Source organism: Bradyrhizobium sp. BWC-3-1 (genome assembly GCF_032917965.1).
GTDB classification, from domain to species: domain Bacteria; phylum Pseudomonadota; class Alphaproteobacteria; order Rhizobiales; family Xanthobacteraceae; genus Bradyrhizobium; species Bradyrhizobium canariense_D.
On the sequence record NZ_CP136625.1, the window covers coordinates 1,330,439 to 1,346,978 of the forward strand.

At 59.7% G+C, this 16,540-nt stretch carries 17 protein-coding genes and 1 pseudogene; 8 read left to right on the plus strand and 10 right to left on the minus strand.

Annotated elements, in window-relative coordinates; genetic code table 11:
* Nucleotides 1-233 precede the first annotated feature (233 nt).
* The gene (locus RX329_RS06505) at nucleotides 234-461 is read left to right on the plus strand and encodes a hypothetical protein (protein ID WP_317245549.1); all 228 of its coding nucleotides are present in this window, start codon (nucleotides 234-236) and stop codon (nucleotides 459-461) included.
* 647 nt (nucleotides 462-1,108) lie between these two features.
* Here the strand turns inward: RX329_RS06505 and RX329_RS06510 are convergent.
* Nucleotides 1,109-1,837, minus strand: coding sequence for a recombinase family protein (locus RX329_RS06510; RefSeq protein ID WP_317245550.1), 729 nt, complete (start codon nucleotides 1,835-1,837; stop codon nucleotides 1,109-1,111).
* Nucleotides 1,838-1,965: 128 nt separating this feature from the next.
* Between RX329_RS06510 and RX329_RS06515 the strand changes: the two genes are divergently transcribed.
* From RX329_RS06515 to RX329_RS06525, 4 genes and pseudogenes are all read left to right on the plus strand, one after another.
* Complete coding sequence (locus RX329_RS06515) at nucleotides 1,966-2,781, plus strand: helix-turn-helix transcriptional regulator (protein WP_317245551.1); 816 nt, start codon at nucleotides 1,966-1,968, stop codon at nucleotides 2,779-2,781.
* Between the two features lie 93 nt (nucleotides 2,782-2,874).
* Nucleotides 2,875-4,509 carry an ATP-dependent nuclease gene (locus tag RX329_RS06520; protein ID WP_317245552.1) on the plus strand — a complete coding sequence of 545 codons (1,635 nt, stop codon included), beginning with the start codon at nucleotides 2,875-2,877 and terminating at the stop codon, nucleotides 4,507-4,509.
* Between the two features lie 359 nt (nucleotides 4,510-4,868).
* Nucleotides 4,869-5,141 (plus strand): annotated as a pseudogene (locus RX329_RS41845) (GIY-YIG nuclease family protein); the annotation flags it as partial.
* Nucleotides 5,142-5,167: 26 nt separating this feature from the next.
* On the plus strand, nucleotides 5,168-5,926 hold the full coding sequence (locus RX329_RS06525; RefSeq protein WP_085360545.1) for a hypothetical protein: 759 nt from the start codon (nucleotides 5,168-5,170) through the stop codon (nucleotides 5,924-5,926).
* Between the two features lie 121 nt (nucleotides 5,927-6,047).
* Here RX329_RS06525 and RX329_RS06530 read toward each other — a convergent pair whose 3' ends face one another.
* Both RX329_RS06530 and RX329_RS06535 read right to left on the minus strand, forming a co-directional pair.
* Nucleotides 6,048-6,578 (minus strand): hypothetical protein, encoded by a 531-nt coding sequence (locus RX329_RS06530; protein ID WP_085348779.1) that lies wholly within the window; start codon nucleotides 6,576-6,578, stop codon nucleotides 6,048-6,050.
* 38 nt (nucleotides 6,579-6,616) lie between these two features.
* On the minus strand, nucleotides 6,617-7,021 hold the full coding sequence (locus RX329_RS06535) for a nuclear transport factor 2 family protein (RefSeq protein ID WP_085348778.1): 405 nt from the start codon (nucleotides 7,019-7,021) through the stop codon (nucleotides 6,617-6,619).
* Between the two features lie 490 nt (nucleotides 7,022-7,511).
* Between RX329_RS06535 and tenA the strand changes: the two genes are divergently transcribed.
* On the plus strand, nucleotides 7,512-8,186 hold the full coding sequence (gene tenA / locus RX329_RS06540) for a thiaminase II (RefSeq protein ID WP_085348777.1): 675 nt from the start codon (nucleotides 7,512-7,514) through the stop codon (nucleotides 8,184-8,186).
* A 214-nt stretch (nucleotides 8,187-8,400) separates the two neighbouring features.
* On the opposite strand, the gene RX329_RS06545 is transcribed toward tenA, so the two are convergent.
* The 4 genes from RX329_RS06545 to RX329_RS06560 form a co-directional block, all read right to left on the minus strand.
* The gene (locus RX329_RS06545) at nucleotides 8,401-9,471 is read right to left on the minus strand and encodes a hypothetical protein (protein ID WP_085354353.1); all 1,071 of its coding nucleotides are present in this window, start codon (nucleotides 9,469-9,471) and stop codon (nucleotides 8,401-8,403) included.
* Between the two features lie 240 nt (nucleotides 9,472-9,711).
* Nucleotides 9,712-10,650 (minus strand): AEC family transporter, encoded by a 939-nt coding sequence (locus RX329_RS06550; RefSeq protein WP_085348775.1) that lies wholly within the window; start codon nucleotides 10,648-10,650, stop codon nucleotides 9,712-9,714.
* Between the two features lie 6 nt (nucleotides 10,651-10,656).
* Nucleotides 10,657-11,580: an HpcH/HpaI aldolase/citrate lyase family protein gene (locus tag RX329_RS06555; RefSeq protein ID WP_085360601.1), complete on the minus strand. Its 924-nt coding sequence runs from the start codon at nucleotides 11,578-11,580 to the stop codon at nucleotides 10,657-10,659.
* Between the two features lie 2 nt (nucleotides 11,581-11,582).
* Nucleotides 11,583-12,749, minus strand: a complete 1,167-nt coding sequence (locus tag RX329_RS06560; protein ID WP_085348774.1) for a CaiB/BaiF CoA transferase family protein — start codon at nucleotides 12,747-12,749, stop codon at nucleotides 11,583-11,585.
* A gap of 324 nt (nucleotides 12,750-13,073) precedes the next feature.
* Between RX329_RS06560 and RX329_RS06565 the strand changes: the two genes are divergently transcribed.
* Nucleotides 13,074-13,448, plus strand: a complete 375-nt coding sequence (locus tag RX329_RS06565) for a hypothetical protein (RefSeq protein ID WP_085348773.1) — start codon at nucleotides 13,074-13,076, stop codon at nucleotides 13,446-13,448.
* Between the two features lie 459 nt (nucleotides 13,449-13,907).
* Nucleotides 13,908-14,585 (plus strand): ParA family protein, encoded by a 678-nt coding sequence (locus tag RX329_RS06570; protein WP_007596685.1) that lies wholly within the window; start codon nucleotides 13,908-13,910, stop codon nucleotides 14,583-14,585.
* 129 nt (nucleotides 14,586-14,714) lie between these two features.
* Here the strand turns inward: RX329_RS06570 and RX329_RS06575 are convergent, their stop codons facing one another.
* The 3 genes from RX329_RS06575 to RX329_RS06585 form a co-directional block, all read right to left on the minus strand.
* Complete coding sequence (locus tag RX329_RS06575; protein ID WP_007596684.1) at nucleotides 14,715-14,894, minus strand: hypothetical protein; 180 nt, start codon at nucleotides 14,892-14,894, stop codon at nucleotides 14,715-14,717.
* A gap of 96 nt (nucleotides 14,895-14,990) precedes the next feature.
* Nucleotides 14,991-15,137, minus strand: a complete 147-nt coding sequence (locus RX329_RS06580) for a hypothetical protein (RefSeq protein ID WP_162847256.1) — start codon at nucleotides 15,135-15,137, stop codon at nucleotides 14,991-14,993.
* Between the two features lie 172 nt (nucleotides 15,138-15,309).
* On the minus strand, nucleotides 15,310-16,218 hold the full coding sequence (locus RX329_RS06585) for a 4-hydroxy-tetrahydrodipicolinate synthase family protein (RefSeq protein WP_085383821.1): 909 nt from the start codon (nucleotides 16,216-16,218) through the stop codon (nucleotides 15,310-15,312).
* Between the last annotated feature and the right edge of the window lie 322 nt (nucleotides 16,219-16,540).

Sequence of the window (16,540 nt, forward strand, 5' to 3'; positions counted from 1 at the left end):
GACGACCACTCGGCCGATTCCCTTTCCAGCCCTCTCTGGTGAAGGTCAGGGTGACTTGCCGCTAAGTCCTTGATGTTTTCGGAGATGCCCCACGAAATCAATGGGTCCTATGTGCAATCGAGGCCCGATGGGACGGGCGACCACGAATGGCCTTTTTTGCTGTTTTCGCGTGAATCCGGGAACCCGCGGCCTTAACCTGGATTAAGCTCCAAGCGTTTGGTGAGGGATTGGCGATGGGCATCGAGCGAACGCATTCCCCGAAACACTGGCGTATGCGGGCCGAGGAGTTTCGCACCAAAGCGGACTGCTGCGAGCATGCTCAGACCCGAGCCACGCTTCGCCAGGTTGCCGAGAATTACGACGAATTGGCTCAGCGCGCCGAAAGGATCGTCAGCGTCAAGGAGCTGGACGAGCGCCGCCGTTTAGAAGCTCAAGGGTCGCGTAGCCACGTCATCGGATGAACTAAGGTCGCTTGCAGTAGCATCCAAATAGGAACGCTCGTCTGCGATCACCGTCGTTAGCTACCTGTGTGAGCTAACGGATCTGTAAATGATAGGCCTTGGTTCCAAATTACCCCCCCCCCGCCCAACGCAGTTCGAGAGCTGCCAGCACTGTGGCGGCTATTTGTTGCGGGCCGATAGCTTCCTCCACATCGCCACCGGCAAGACGATCCGGGTCTTCAAATGTACGGATTGCAAGAAGCTGACTTGGGACGATTAAGCCCGCTTCAGTGACCGGCCGTCAGAAAGCGACGTCCCCAAAATGGTGGCCCATCGCGACCGCGGCGAAGGGGAAGTCGGGACGACCGGCGCATAGCGGACAACGACCAACGCGCCCTGAATGTAGAATCACACCGCAATCGTAAGCTCCGCCGCCGCCGCCCTTCAAGCCAAGGAAGCTTGAAGTCGCACGGGGGCGCGATGCTGAATTAGGATCCCTTACTCAAGGAGGGACCCGTTGATTTCAGATTCGTGCGGGCGCGCTTCGCCTCAACCGCTGCGGTAGATCAGCCACAGGCCGACGATGAGGAGCACGCCTGGGCCCTTGGGAGCCTGGAACGCAGTGAGGAGTGTGGAGAGCAGCACCAGCATTGTACCAAGCGCTGACATCATTGCGCTCCACGTGTGCCCGAGAGGATCGCCAGGGGAGGTGAAGGCCTCGCGAGCATCAGCTTGACGGCTGTGGGCGCGTACGGCTTGCCCGTCTTCGTAATGTGTCCTGCTTCGGCAAGGGCAGCGGAGATGTCCCTTAGAGACCGCTTGCCGCCTTTAGGCCTCGCGCGGGCCAGCTTGCGGGCCAACTCAACCGTCTCGGGCCGTTCCTCGGCGATAGACTTCCGCCCCTCCACTTTCACCCCCGCGCGTCGCTTGCGATCCCGAGCGCCCTTCAGCTTCGCCACGAGCATGGCCTTTTCGAACTCCGAGACGGCACCAAGCACCTGCCTGATGAGGCGGGCGGTTGGGGTGTCGTCCAAGAAAGATGTGGGGCTATCGGCAGCAATCAGATCAAAGCCGCGCGCTTTGAGCATCGCGAATCCCACCTCTTGAACCATGAGGTCCCGCGCGAAGCGATTAGCCGTCTCAACTATGATGGTCTTTGTGCCGTTCGCCTCCAAGGCCTCCAGCATCTCCGCAAACCCAGGCCGGGTATCTATGGGGTCGGAGCCCTTCACAGCCTCATCATAATAGGCTCCCACCAGATCGATGCCGGCGCGCTTCGCAAAACCCTCGATGGCCTGTAGCTGCCTTCGGCCGCTGTCCTTGTCCTCCCCGATATTAGATGCTGAGGATGTCCTCAAATAAGCAAATGCCTTGGTGGATTTCGCATTCTTTGCCATAGCTTACCCCAGATTGAAGTATCTCTTTCCTGAGAAATAGATACGAAAATCGAACTGCAGGCAAGCGTTGACACGTAACCGTGTTACACATAATTGTGTATGTGTACACTTAAGCGTGTCGAGGGCGCATGTTCGAAAACCGGATCAAAGAGCTTCGCAGGGCAAAGGGCCTCACTCAGCACCAACTCGCCGAGGCGGCCGAAACGAGCCAACAACAAATCCAGCGGATCGAAGCCGGCCATCAGCTCGCTCGGTTCGATTTGGCCACGAGGATTTCGGCGGCCCTCGGTCACCCGATCGGTAAAGTGTTCCCGTCCGCTGAACTACCGCTTGCACGCATGAGAAGGCGCGCAGCCGCGCTTGATGATGAGAAAGCGAGCAAGGAGTTGGAGGCAGCGGGCCTCGACATGGAGCCGGAGGTCTGGACCGTCAAATACAGGCTGCGCGGTGGTGCAGAGGGAACCTTTCGTATCGCAGGTCCTGACGTGAGCCGCTTGAACTCGATCCTACAGGATGATGCGGAAGATGGCTTCGTAGTGCTTCCTTCCTTTGATCGACAATACGCCTTGAACGTGAAGCACTTGGTCTTTTGCCAACTGCTGTTTGACCGCCCGTCTATCGAAGTGGAGGCGCCGCCTGAGAAGAGTTTTGAGGTGCTCTTTCACTTAGTAGATCAGCGCGAGCCCTTGCGGTTCGACGTCGATCCAGACACCAACTTGCTCGAACGAGAAGAAGATCCCGATCCGCTCTCGGTCCAGCTTCAAGACCTATTTTATTACGCAGAGATGGGGGAGCACCGACGTCGTTTGAGCTTCGTCGATCTGGACGGTGAAAGAGCGTTCTTCCGGTCAGATGATGTCAGCATGTTCTCCGTGCCTCTTTGGCTCATTGAACCCAATGTCTCTGACGAAGACGACGAGACGGAGAGCGACCAAAATGATTGACAGCTCACTCGGCGGGCCGTTGCCCTTGCTTCAACACGCGCTTGCGCCGCGAGCGCCCATTGTGTTCTTCTGCACAATCCTGGGGCGCGCTCTATGAAAACGGCTCGATTAACGCTTAAGAACTATCGCGGATTTTCCGATCAATCTCCCGCCACCGTCGAAATTGGAGGCGGGCTGACCGCGCTTCTTGGGCCAAACAATGCTGGGAAATCATCACTGAAACTGCTCTTTTACGAGCTGCGCGCACTCTTCGGTACGTGGTTGAACGGCGTCAATTCGAGCCCCAGCCTACTCACTAACATCAGCGGCCAAGCTGTATCGATAAACTATCCCGACACGTCAGATCCCACTGAAATCTTCAACAATTCTAACGAGCGTGACATCACCGTCGAGATTGAGGTTCTCGATCCGACGCAAGAACCGGGCGAATTGCAGCTTAGACAGAACGCGGTTCGTCACGTCGTGCACAAGTTGGTGGCTACGTGTGCGCGCAACTCGCCGAATTCATGGCACGCTAAAATCTTCTCTCGCTCGGCAGGTAACGCGCCTCTAAAATCGCCGAACGGCTATACGGAAGCCAATGTGCCCTTTTGCTACTACAATGGCGAGGGCTCACAGCTGTTCGACTGTAGAGACCTGCTTGAAATTGTGCGGGCGTTTCGAGACGCGAGATACTATGGAGCGTTCCGCAACACGCTAAATCAGGGGTCCAGCAACTACTATGATTTCCAGATCGGAACGGCTTTCATCGATCTATGGAACAACTGGAAGACGGCGGGCAACAAGTCTCACTCGCGTGCAATCACAAAGATCACTGAAGAGATACGAAGGCTGTTTGACTTCAGGCAGCTGGAAATCAATGCGTCAGTGTCACTGAAGACGCTCTTGGTGACAATCGATGGAAACCAATACCGACTTGGTGAGATGGGTTCGGGTATCAGCCAGTTCATCATGGCGCTGGGAAATGCTGCCACGTCGGCACCCTCGATCATTTTGATTGATGAGCCTGAAACCAACCTGCATCCGGCGCTTCAGATAGATTTCCTACTGACTTTGGCTCAATACGCTTCGGTTGGGTGTGTATTCTCAACGCACTCTGTCGGGTTGGCTCGATCCGTTGCCACTTCAATTTTTACCGTCCAGAAGGGCAACAATGGACCCGTGGTCCGGCCGTTTGAGGCCACTCACAGTTACGCGGAGTTCTTGGGTGAGCTGAGTTTTTCGGCCTTTCGGGACATGGGTTGCGACAGGATATTGCTGGTTGAAGGCGTAAACGATGTTAAGGCGGTCCAGCAGCTGCTCCGACTGGTCGGCAAGGAACACACTACAGTGATCCTTCCACTCGGTGGCGACCAACTGGTGGCTGGCGGTAGGGAGCATGAACTCGAAGAGCTGAAGCGTCTATCCGAGAACGTCTATGCTTTGGTTGACAGCGAAAGGCCTGATGCGTCGGCCGCAGCCGCCCAGCGGCGGGTCCAATTCGAGCAGATTTGCAACCGGATTGGCTTTGGCGTCTGCGTTACGCAAAAACGCGCATTGGAGAATTACTTCCCCGATAGTGCCGTAAAGGCAGCATTTGGTGCCAGCTTCTCAGCACTCGGTCCATACGACAGACTTGACCAACATCCGAACGGTTGGGCCAAGTCCGACAACTGGAAAATCGCGCACCACGTAAAGGAAGAAGACCTCATGCAGACAGATGTCGGTCGGTTCTTATCTGAAATCTAACGTCCGTGAGAGCCTTGGCGAAATACAAAAGCCTGCTACAAATGGTGTGTCTCGCGGCGAAAATAACGTAGATCTATCAAGGGCTAAGCTGGTTGTAAGTGGTACCCACCCAACTGTACCAGCGATGAGAATTGCGCCGTCCCAGCATCCTGTTGATAGACTTGCCGGATCCTACGGTACGGATCGGTGCGAAACGCATCAAAATCGGCCTGCCCACCCCACTGAGCTAACTATACTTGCAATCTGAGTCGCGGGAGCGGGGATCAAATGACCCAACAGGCCGGATGCACTTCCCCTCACTGGGGGATTGCTCGAAATGATGGGGTTGGGTTTACGCGGTTCGCTGGGGCGGCTTCGTAAAAGTTGGAAAGACTACTGATCCGCGTCGTCGTCTATTGCGTGAGGCTCGCACATGGTGCCCGGGCGAATTAGACGAGCTTCTCGCGAAGCCCTTCTGGAACATCACGAAGCTGGAATATTCGCTACATGCTGCTCTTGCAGAGCACTGGGAACACGGAGAGACAAGCTGGCGACGCGTCAGAAGCGCCGGACGATTAATCGTTCTTGCTCGAAAGCAGCTCATGCGCTCGGGCAGGGGGATGAGGGACGACATCCCGAAGAGAGCGCCATAACGGTCTTCGCTGCGGAATTGCGATCGATGTTTAGAAAATTGTCGAAAGCAGAACGGATCGATTTAGCCAAATCAAAGATCGCGAGAGTTCTGGATCATTTCCTCTATGTTCTTGAGCTGCACTCAAACAACTCGTTTGTGGTCTACTCCAACACGCTTACGTCACAAATTCCGCAGTCATATGCCGCGAATGCTTTTGAAGTCTTCCAACGTAGTATGCATCAGATCGAGATCGTGCGGCTCTGCGCGCTTTGGGACTCGGCAGATTCCGACAAAGAAAACATTCCGACCGTCATCGAACTGATCGATGATGAGGAAATCTTAGATCTCCTAGCGCATGAAACACGGAAGTATTGGGGCGATAGCTCAAGCCGCATCCTGAATACATCCGACGACCCTGAGATTGCTGCAATGGTTCAAGAAGCCGTCAATAGGTCCAATCGAGAGTTCGGTAATGAGCAGGCCGCGAAAGCGAAGATCGAGTTGCAAGGATCGATATCGCACGCGCGCGAAATAATTAACTCGGCTAGGTTGGCATCGATAATGAATATCCGTGATAAGCATCTTGCGCATTCTCTCTCGACAACCCGCCGGGAGAAGCGTGGCCCGGTACAGCCCATGAGGTATGGGGACGAAACGCAAATTTTAGAGGCTTCGATTCCAATTGTCGAACGGCTTTACTGCTGGGTTGCCGGGAAGAGCTTTTCGATTGCGGATTCACAGAAAATAAACCGCGACAACGCCACCGCACTTTGGACTGGGTGCAAGTTCATCGTCGCGCGATGATCCTCAGGATCCCGTGCGCGAGTTCTTTTATCTTTCTGATGGCGCCCGTCCGTCCGGCTTGGGTATGTGAGATAAATTTAGGTGTGCACCAAACTCCCGATCCTGACGGGTGCACACAGGTTTACGACGGGAGTTCGCCCTTAGCGTGGGTTCCGATCCACACCATTTGCTCTGCCGAGGGTCGTTGGCGTCCCGGTTTCTCGAAAAGAACGCCTGGCGCCTTTTCGCGCAAATCCGTGAGGGCGGCGAGTCGATGATGGCCATCGACGAAATGAAGTGTGTTACCATCACGCATCGCCAGTGCCGGGTTGGCGAATGCTCCTTTTTCGAGAATGTGCTGGAACGGTCGACGGTACTGTCCCTTTTCAACATCGCTCGCGGTGTTGGCATATATTGGATCAGAAACGGCTGCTATCCGTTGTTGCGTGACATCGGTTAGTAGCGTGCGGTCGCAATCGACTTTCTCTTGTTTCCATTCTACCTCGGCCCACCATGAGAGCGGGCGATTGCCGAGGATCCCGCCCCAGCGATCTGTGCCGAAGGGCTCCGCCGGCGGCCACCCAATGTCGTTCGCGAAATAGAGAAGCCACTCCTCGATAACCATATCGGGCCACTTTGGCAGCTTTTCCTTGATCTGCTCAACGGTTACCATCGCCCCAGTCCTATTCCATGTCGAGACCTCATCGCGCTTCAGGAGATCATCGCCTTGATCTGCGCAGTGTCCGCGAACTCAATCAATTCAACGATCTTGCCGCCCTGAAATCTGAACAGGTCCAGGATCTCGGTGCTGGAAGCCCGCCCGGTCGGACGGTATCGAACGTCGACGCGGGAATGGACAGCAACGCGATCTCCGTCCACCAACTCGGCCAGGATCTCGCGACCTTCAAAGCCGAATTCATCGATCAATTTACTGAAGGCGCCACGCAGGGTCTCATGTCCCTGCATACTCCCTGTCAGTTCGAGCGCGCTCTTGTCGCCCATCAGGGTGAACAGACCCTCGGGATGAAAGGCTGTCACCAAGCCCTCGGCGTCACTGCCGTCGCGCGCCGCGTAAGCGCTTCTGATCAATGCCAGCATCTCTTCACGCTGTCCCATGTCACCCTCCCTGCAGGACGTATCAAGGCAGCCTAGCGACCTTTGCGTGTAAACGCAAAATCATCGAATTGAGGGGGGCGAGGGCTCAGCACGCCACGAAGCAGGGTCGTTCGCTTTCGTTCCCGAGTTCAGGAGAAAACGGTGTCAGGCTACGCCCGAACCTTTTCACGACCTTGGTGTTTGTGTTGCGGCAGGACGGACAACGCTGAGGAGCTGAGACATGAACGGAATTATCTATCTGGTCGGACTCGTCGTCGTGATTGGTGTGGTGCTCTCGTTCCTGGGCCTGCGCTGATTGGCTATTTGGGCGTTGGTGCGGCGCACTCTCCAGCATTGCGGTGACAGTGCACAAAGCTCTCGACGCGGGGAGTGTCCGCAACGCCGCTCAAAGCCAGTATTGTGCGCGGTCACCGTAGCTCCTCGGTCGGCAATGCGCTATCGGTAGCGAACCAAAGACGTTTACCGACAAGCAAGCCGGGCAAAAAAGATCGTGAGTTTCTTCGAGCGTCTCAAGACAGCAGCCTCCGTCGAATGGCGGGCTTACACCGAGCATCCCTTCACGAACGGATTGGCGGACGGTTCGCTCCCCAAAGCGGCGTTTCGTCACTACCTTGTTCAGGACTATTTGTTCCTCATCGAGTTTGCTCGCGCCTACGCGCTCGCGGTCTACAAGTCGCCTCGACTTGCCGACATGCGTGAAGCTGCGGCCGGCCTTTCGGCCATCCTTGACGTCGAGATGAACCTGCATGTGAAGCTCTGTGCCGATTGGGGTCTGTCCCCGACCGACCTTGAACAGGCTCCTCCGGCGGCCGAGATGCTGGCCTATACACGCTACGTGCTCGACGCGGGAATGCGCGGCGATCTGCTGGCTCTCAAGGTGGCGCTTGCCCCCTGCGTGATCGGGTACGCGGAGATCGCAACGCGGCTCGCCTCGCTCCCCCTCGCGGCCGCTGCGACGAACGCCTACCGCGTCTGGATCGCCGAGTATGCCGGCGCGCCGTACCAGGAGGTCGCCGCCAAAGCGCGGGAGCACATGGAGCATCTCGCCGATCTCTACGCCACGCCGGCACGCGAGACAGAGCTGATTGCGATCTTCAAGGAAGCCACCCGACTCGAGGCAGACTTCTGGGAGATGGCCTGGCGCGAGGGCCAGCGTGTTCAATAATTCTTTCGGCCGGCCAGCAGCGTGCCCGGAGCCACCGCAACTGACACCGGGTTCACCCGCCGCTGATACTGCACCGCGAAGATGTACGTATTCGCGCAGGTCGGCACCTGCAGTGGCTCGAGCGCGCATCCCGCCAGGATGCTCGGCTTCTCGCCCCCTTGAAGCACGAAGCCACAGCTTCGTCGGGAAATCAGTCTGCCAGCTACCCGCCCCATCACGGCGTCGGGGCGACCACATCCTTGAAGTCAGACAAAGCGCGAATGGCTGCCGTTCTGTTCAACACAAATCGCTTCACTTCCTCTTGCTGGCTCGAACTCAAATCCGTCCAGTGATGTTTTTCAGTTGGGAAGCTGATCAGAAGGCCTTCGCTGCGGTGCTGTGCGACTTGGACAGGAACGACGTCATCAGGTGTGTCGACGAGATACTGGTCTGACGGATGATTTTCGGCTTTGAGTGTTCCGGATTGCACCTGATTGGATACCTCGGGAATACCCAACGAGAAACCGAGCGCCTTCAGATCGAAGACCAATGAGCCGGGATGAGTATCGACGCTGACGAACTGGAGAAAGCTCGTCTGCGACTTGGTCACGCCGGTTTTAAGATGACCGTGAACGACCCGCACGAGCTGGCCTTCCGATCCGTTGATCCAGTCGTCGAAGTCCATGAGCGGCGTCGTGAACACGACCGGCTTGCCCACTTGCGCATCCCGCAATTGTTTGGGATCGAACTTGTCGAAGCTCACGGGCGACACCTTGGGCACCTTCTTGAACATGCCGGCACCGATGGTCAGATCACCGCCGATAATCGGCCCAAAAAGCGAAAGTTCGCGCCCTGTACTCAAGTTCTTGATCTTCACGCGGAGCAAGCTCGATTTGACGCCGATACCCGAGGCGCCAAAGAGCGCTGCGATTTTCATCTCCCAGAAGGTGCTCGGCGCATAAACAAGCCGAGGCGGACGGTGCACCTTCTTGTAACCGCCCGTACCTGTCCAAACCAGGTCGACCATGAGGACGACACTGCGATCGATGGCGGCGTTATCTTCGCCGGCCGTCGGAAACGGTTCCGTGCTCCCGACTGCCTTTTGGCCAAGCGCGACGGGCAATCCCGGCAGCTGCATTTTGACGATGGGATCGACCTGGTCGAAGATCGTTTTCGCCCTGAATTCCGACAGGCGCTGATTCAATGCGGACGCCGCCGCCTTCGTGCGGGCACCTCTCCAGCGTCGGCTGGCGTGACCAACGCATGTGATGCGGACCGAAACCGTCCCATCTTTGGGAATGCCCATGGAACTGCTCCTATATTGCAGATCTCTTTTTGGTCAGCTGAGCGTTTCGACCGGTTCAATGCGCCGAAATGGATTTATCACGCGTGTGCTGTCAGGGGTTCCACGCAGATCACACAGCTTTGGACAGCGACGACAAGGTGTCGCCACGAACGCTGATGTGCGGATTGCGTTCGGTGCCAAACAGCTGGACGACATCAAAGAAGTTTTTGCTCCAAAGCGAGTTATCGCGCACAGCCTGCCTCACCTCGCCACCACCCACACCACCACCGGCAACGTCACCGCCGCCAGCAGCGTGCCCAGCGCCACCGCGCCCGACACCGGGTTCACCAGCCGCTGATATTGTACCGCGAAGATGTACGCATTCGCGCCGGTCGGCATGGCCGCGAACAGCACGACCACGCCGGCTGCGAGCGGCGGCAGGTCGAGCAGTTTTGCGAGCACGAAGGCGGCCGCCGGCATCGCCAGCAGCTTGAGCGCGCTCATCACGACCACGCTCAACATCTCGCCCTTGACCTCGAACCTGAACAGATTGATGCCGAGCGCGATCAGCGCCGCCGGTGATCCCGCCTGCGCCAATAGCTCGACGGTCCGGTCGACGACGGGATGAAGGCCGAGGCCGGTGAGGCGCCAGACGAGGCCGAAGCCGATCGCGAGCATGATCGGGTTACGGGAAAGATCCAGCAGCACCGGCACGATCAGCGACGCGGCCGAGGCGGTCTGCTTGCGGTCGACCAGCTCCATCTGCAGCGTGCCGCAGAGCCAGAGCAGCGGCGTGTTCACCGACAGGATCAGCGCCATCGGGCCTGCCGCCTCATTGCCGAGCGCCGAGAGCGTGAGGGGAATGCCGAGCATCACGATGTTGCCGTAGACCGAGCCGATCGCGAACACGACGCCGTCCTCGCGATCCTCGCGCCGTTGCCGCAGCAGCGCCGAGAGGATGAGCGCCGCGATCCAGGTCAGCGCGAGCGCGCCATAATAGGCGCCCCACATCCGCCAGGGGCTGACGCCGGAAAATTCCGAGACGACGATGGTGCGGAACAGCAGCGCGGGAATCGCGATGCTGAAGGCGAATTCGGAGATGCCCTTGTGCGCGGTCTCCGAGACGAAGCGAAACAGCACCGCGGCATAGCCGGCCGCGATCAGCGCAAACACCGGCGCGACGATCAGCACCGTGGTCATGCGCCGCTACGACCCCATCTCGATGATCCTGCGCGCCATCCGCACATTGGCATAGTCGATCATCTTGCCGTCGAGCGTCACCGCGCCCTGGCCCTGCGCCTCGGCGTGCTCCATGGCCGCGACCACCCGCCGCGCGTGCGCGAGCTCGGTGTCGGACGGGACGAACGCCCGCAGCGTCGGCTCGATCTGGTCGGGATGGATCACCTGCTTGCCGTCGAAACCCATCGCAGCCGCCTTGAGCGCGCTGCTTTCAGTCAGTTTGCCGTCCCGGAACGCGCCGCACGGACCGTCGATCGCGCGTAGCCCGAACGCGCGCGCGGCCACCAGCAGGCGCATCATCGGATAGGCGAACAGATCGAGCGGCGCCGAGGCATAGCCGCTCTGGGCGGAGCCCACGTGGCGGTAGCCGTCCGGCGACGCGCCGATTTCCGAGGAGCGGGCGCCGATCGACGCCGCGAAATCGCCGACACCGAGATGAAGGGCCGCGACGCTGTCGTGCGCGGCGGCGAGCGCGTCGACATTGACGAGACCCAGCGCGGTCTCGATCAGCAGTTCGAGCGCAACAGGCGAGGGGCGATCGGGCGCGGCCGCACGCAGCTGATCGGCAATGGCGGCGATGTCGCTCGCCCGCTCCGCCTTCGGCACGATCACCGAATCCAATCTGGGAAGCGCAGCGAGCGTGCCGATTTCCTGCGCGATGAAGGGGCTGTCGACGGCGTTGAGCCTGACCGCGACGACCTTGTTGCCCCAATCCAGAGAAGATAAAGCCCCCGCAGCTTCCTCCAGCGCCGCGCCCTTCTCGGACGGCGGCACGGCGTCCTCGAGGTCCATGAACACCGCATCCGCGGCCGAGGTAGCCGCCTTGGCGACGAGACGGGAGCGATGCGCGGGAACGGCCAGATAGACCCGCGTCGGCCGCTGAGGGGCCATCGTCATGTCTCCTTTGCGAGACCGAGTTCGCTGAGGATGGATTGGTTGTGTTGCCCGACGTCAGGCACGGGATCCATCCGGGGCGACAGGCCGGGAATGGTGAGAGCCGGCAGGAAGCTCATCACCGGGCCGCAACGAGATCCCACCGTTTGCACCCGGGAGCGGGCGCGGAGCTGCTCGTGCTCCAGGAACGCCTCGACCGAATTCAGATGCGCGTTGGCGATCGAGGCCTCGTCGAGCAGCCGCAGCACCTCGTCACTGGTCATCGCTGCAAAACGCTGCTCGATATGGACCTGCAGATCGTCCCTGTTCTGCATGCGCAGCGGATTGCTGCGGAAGCGGGGGTGGTCGGCAAGGGCCGCCTCGCCAAGCACGACGGCGCACAGCGATCGCCATTCCCGGTCGTTCTGGATGCCGAAGAAAATCGTGTTGCCGTCTCCGACGCGGAACGGGCCATACGGCGCTATCGTTGCGTGCCTTGCCCCGGTTCGCGGCAGTGGCCGGCCCGTACTCTGCGTGTAGAAGGCGGGATAGCTCATCCAGTCCGTGATGGAATCGAACAGCGAGGCCTGGAAGGCGGTGCCCTTGCCGGTGCGCTCGCGGCGATATAGCGCCATCAGCACGCCGTTGAGGATGTACATGCCGGTGGCGATATCGACCACCGACAGCCCAACCTTGGCGGGCTCCGCCTCGGTGCCGTTGATGGCGAGAACGCCGGCCTCGCACTGCACGAGGAGATCGTAGGCCTTCTTGTTGCTGTAGGGACCGCCCGCGCCATAGCCCGACACGTCGCAGGCGATGATCCGGGGAAACTTCCGCAGCAGCGAAGCGGCATCGAGGCCCAGCCGCTCCGCCGCACCGGGCGCCAGGTTCTGGATGAAGACGTCGGCCTGCGGCAGCAGGGCCTCGAGCACCTTCTGGCCATCAGGGCTCTTGATGTCGATGGCGAGGCTCTCCTTCGACCTGTTGGTCCAGACGAACTGGCTCGACATCCCGTTCATCACGTGATCGTAGTCGCGGCAGAAATCGCCGTCGCCCGGCCGCTCGATCTTGATGACGCGGGCGCCCCAGTCCGCAAGATGCCGGCTGGCCAGAGGAGCCGCGATCGCCTGCTCGAGCGAGACCACCGTCACGCCCGACAGCGGCAGGTCCGCCTCATGTCGCTCCATGCAATCGTCTCCGCTCCTGCTCACGCTTTTGTCCAGCGCAGGAGACAAGCCGACCACCCCACGCACGTTCTGTGATGATGGCATCATGCTCCTGTTTTGCCCGACGAGTCAAACGCGATTTCGTAAAATCCGCAAAAATGCGATCCGCAAAGTTCAATCGCCACATGGACTTGGCTACTGTGCATGGGGTTGTTTTCGCGTTTTTGTTTTTGGGGGGTCCCTGTTGCCGAGACCGCACACGTCGCGGCTTTCGCATCTCCCCTCGGTTGCCAACGAACCCCCGTTCACCCACTATCGCCTCCGACTCGACATTTGGGGGGATCGATGCCGGCGTTCCGCTTTAAGAAATCCGTGAAGACATACACGGCTGCTGCGATCACGGGGATCGCCTTGGCCGTCCTGATCCAGCCGGGTGAAGGCTTTGCCTACTCCCAGGAGGAGCAGCAGGCCTGCACGCCGGATGCGATGCGGCTGTGCGGCGAGTTCGTTCCGAACGTCGACGCCATCACCGCCTGCATGATCCAGAAGAAGTCGCAGCTCTCGCCGCAGTGCCGCGCGTTCTTCCGGCCTGGACCGGAGCCGGGCATGGCGGCCGCGCCCCGCGCCGGCAAGCCGACCAGCATCGCGCCCAGGAGCTCGGCCCGGACGGCGAAGAAGAGCACCAAGCCGGCCAAGAAGAAGAAAGCCAGCGAAGGCTGAACGCGGGCGCCGCGTCCCTTTTTGAAACTCGATCATGCCCGGGCCACAGCGCGCAGTGCGTTTGAAGTCCCGGGCATTTGCGTGTCTGACTCCTCGCTCGCTGTCTTCTGAGTCAAACTGACCCAGGCATCAGCCCCACACCAGCCCCCCGGACTCCTTTTGTTCGCCTCCGCATGCGGACGCTTGCGACAAGGCGGGATGGAAACGGCTAGCGGAACGGATTGCGCGGCGAGGTTGCATTCCGCTTCGTCTTGCCAAGGCTGCTCAAAAAACGCACGATTGCTGGCGTGAAAGGTGTTGCGATGCAGCTCGCAGCCGTCGTCGCACGCAGTAGTGTGACTCAAAAGCCAACGCGCTTTGTTATTTCATGGCGCCAGCATAACTTATGATAAATTTTTCTTTCCCGAATCACCGCGGTGATTCATTTTCGCCGCCTGGGGTCAATCTGGAGGCAGAGGTATGAACGTTATTGTTTTTGCATCGCGTAAAGGTGGCTCAGGCAAGAGTACCCTGGCCGCGCATCTCGCCGCGCAGATCAAGGCGACCAAGCCGATCCTGCTCGTCGATGCCGATCCGCAAGGCTCGCTCACGCTGTGGCACAAGCTGCGTGGCACCAACGAGCCGCCGATCAAGTCCGCGGTGAACTCGGTCAGCGGCATCGTCTCCGCGGCCAAGCGCGACGGTTATGAATGGGTGTTGATCGACACGCCGCCAAACCTGTCGGCCGTCGTCGACGACGCCATCCGCAATGCCACCATGGTGGTGATTCCTGCCCGTCCCGGCGTGTTCGACGTCAACGCGGTGCAGGAAACCATCCAGATGTGCCGTGCGGCGCGCAAGCCCTACGCGGTCGTGCTCAACGGTGCGCCGGCGCGCCGCGACGAGTCCGAAAGCCCGATCGTCACCATCGCCCGCGAGGCGTTGGCGAAGTTCCGTGCTCCGGTGTGGGGCGGCCAGATCACCAACCGTTCGGATCTGCTGATGGCGCTGAGCCACGGCGAGGGCGCGCGGGAATATCAGGCCGAGAGCCGTGCGGCGCAGGAAATCGCAAGGCTGTGGGCGGCGATCGAACGTTCGGTGAAGGCTATTCGCGGCACGGCGTCGGCGTCCGGCGCAATGCACAAGCAGGCGGCGTAATTTTCATAAATCATTCCCCGGACGAAAAACGCGCGGACCTCCGCGCGTTTTGCGTTTTCGGGCGAGCACGATCCGGAAAAGTGTGAAGCGGTTTTCCGATAAGATCGTGCTCAAGAAAGTGGATGGAAGTTACGCCACCATCAGCATGTAGAACACGATCACCGGCGACAAAGTGAGGATCACCGACCAGATGCCGGCGGCCCAGAGAATGTCCTCGGTGGTAAAGCCCTGCTGTCCAGCGTCGTAATGCGACGCCATCTCGTTATGACTATTCACAAACGCCCCCGCGATTTCTTCGCTTATGGGCATGAACGCTACACGGGATATTTTAAAATTCCGGGTCGCAGTTTCGCGCGCTTTTGAACACAGCTGCTACCACGAGTTAACCATCGCGGCGCGCTGGCATCATGCCAGCCAGACCCGAAACACCAGCACCGGCATCAGGCCGAGCATCACCGCCCAGAAGCCGAACGACGACACCACCACAATTCCCCGCAAGAAATCAGCCGACGCGAACGTGTCTGCCGCCGTCGGGCGGATGCGTTGCCCCATGATCATTCCCCCATTGAAAAGACTTTGAATGAAGACGATAGGCGCGTTTGCGTAAACGAGCCGTGGATGCGCCATGCGGCAGCAGCGAAGGCCGTTGGGGCGGGGTTAACCACGGTGCGTCTTCCCTTCTCCCGCAAGAGAGAAGGGAAGCCTGCCGGGAGAGGTGAAGCATCTAAGCCGCGACTTGCATCCGCCGTTCGATCTCGCAATCGAGCTGCACGGCGAGTTCGCTGCCGATCTCGACCATCGGCAGGCGCACTTCGGGGCTGTCGATCAGGCCCGCGCGCCACAGCCAGTATTTTGCCGGGGCGGGACTGGGCTCGGTGAACAACAGGCGCGTCAGGTCCGCGACCTCCTGCCAGCGCGCCAGCGCTGCATCGTGATTGCCGCGCTTCAGCTCGGCATGGACAGCCGCGAACGTCGCGGTCTCGAGATGGGCTGACAGCACGATGCCGCCATCGGCGCCGTCGCTGAGCGCCTCGAAATAATTCGCATCCTCGCCGGTCAGCACGCGAAAGTCCGCAGGCCTGTCGCGCAGCAGCGCGATGGATTGCTCGCGGCTTGCGCCGCAATCCTTCAGGCCGATGATGTTCGGATGCCCGGCAAGCCGCAGCAGCGTCTGGTTGGTGATGTTGACCGAGGTGCGATAGGGGATGTTGTAGAGCGCGAGCGGCCAGGCGGCGTGATCGGCGAGCGCCTCGAAATGCGCCAGCAACCCGCGCTGCGACGGCCGCACGTAATACGGACTCGCGATCAGATAACCGTCGATCGGCCAGTCCGCGGTCTCGTCGAGACGCTCCTTCAGCCGCGAGGTGTCCGCGCCTGAAAGTCCGAGGCAGATCGGAAGCTTGCTGTGGCCGGTGGTCAGCTCGTCGCGCGCGATGGCGACGAGGCGTTCGAGTTCGGCTTCGCGCAGAGTCATGCCTTCACCGGAGGTCGCCCCCAGGATGAAGCCGTCGACGGCCTGCCCGCTGTAATGCCGTGTCAGCCGGCGCAGCGACCTCTCGTCGAGGGCACCGTCGCGAAACGGCGTGATCAGCGGCAGCCAGAGCCCGTGCAAATGTTCCTGTAGTCCGGTCATGTTCCATCTCCTTCTCGGGAAAAATCCTGAGACGGGGCACATGAAAAAACCCCGTCCAGGCGGCGGGGTTTTCGAAGTTTCGGCTCGCGATGACGAAGGCTGTTAGCGCGCGCAAAAATCCGAGGTCCCCGAATGGGGGCCTTTTTTCGAGGCGATTGCCTGCGACGAGATTGCGCACGACTTCGTGATCATTCGCAAATGATGCGGGGTAAGCATGGAACTGTCAATACACGTGGAGGGCGAAGGCCGGATTTGCCAAAAAAAAGCCGGGCTCGATCGAGCCCGGCTTAAGGTATTGGCCACGTGAGGCCGACACAATCAC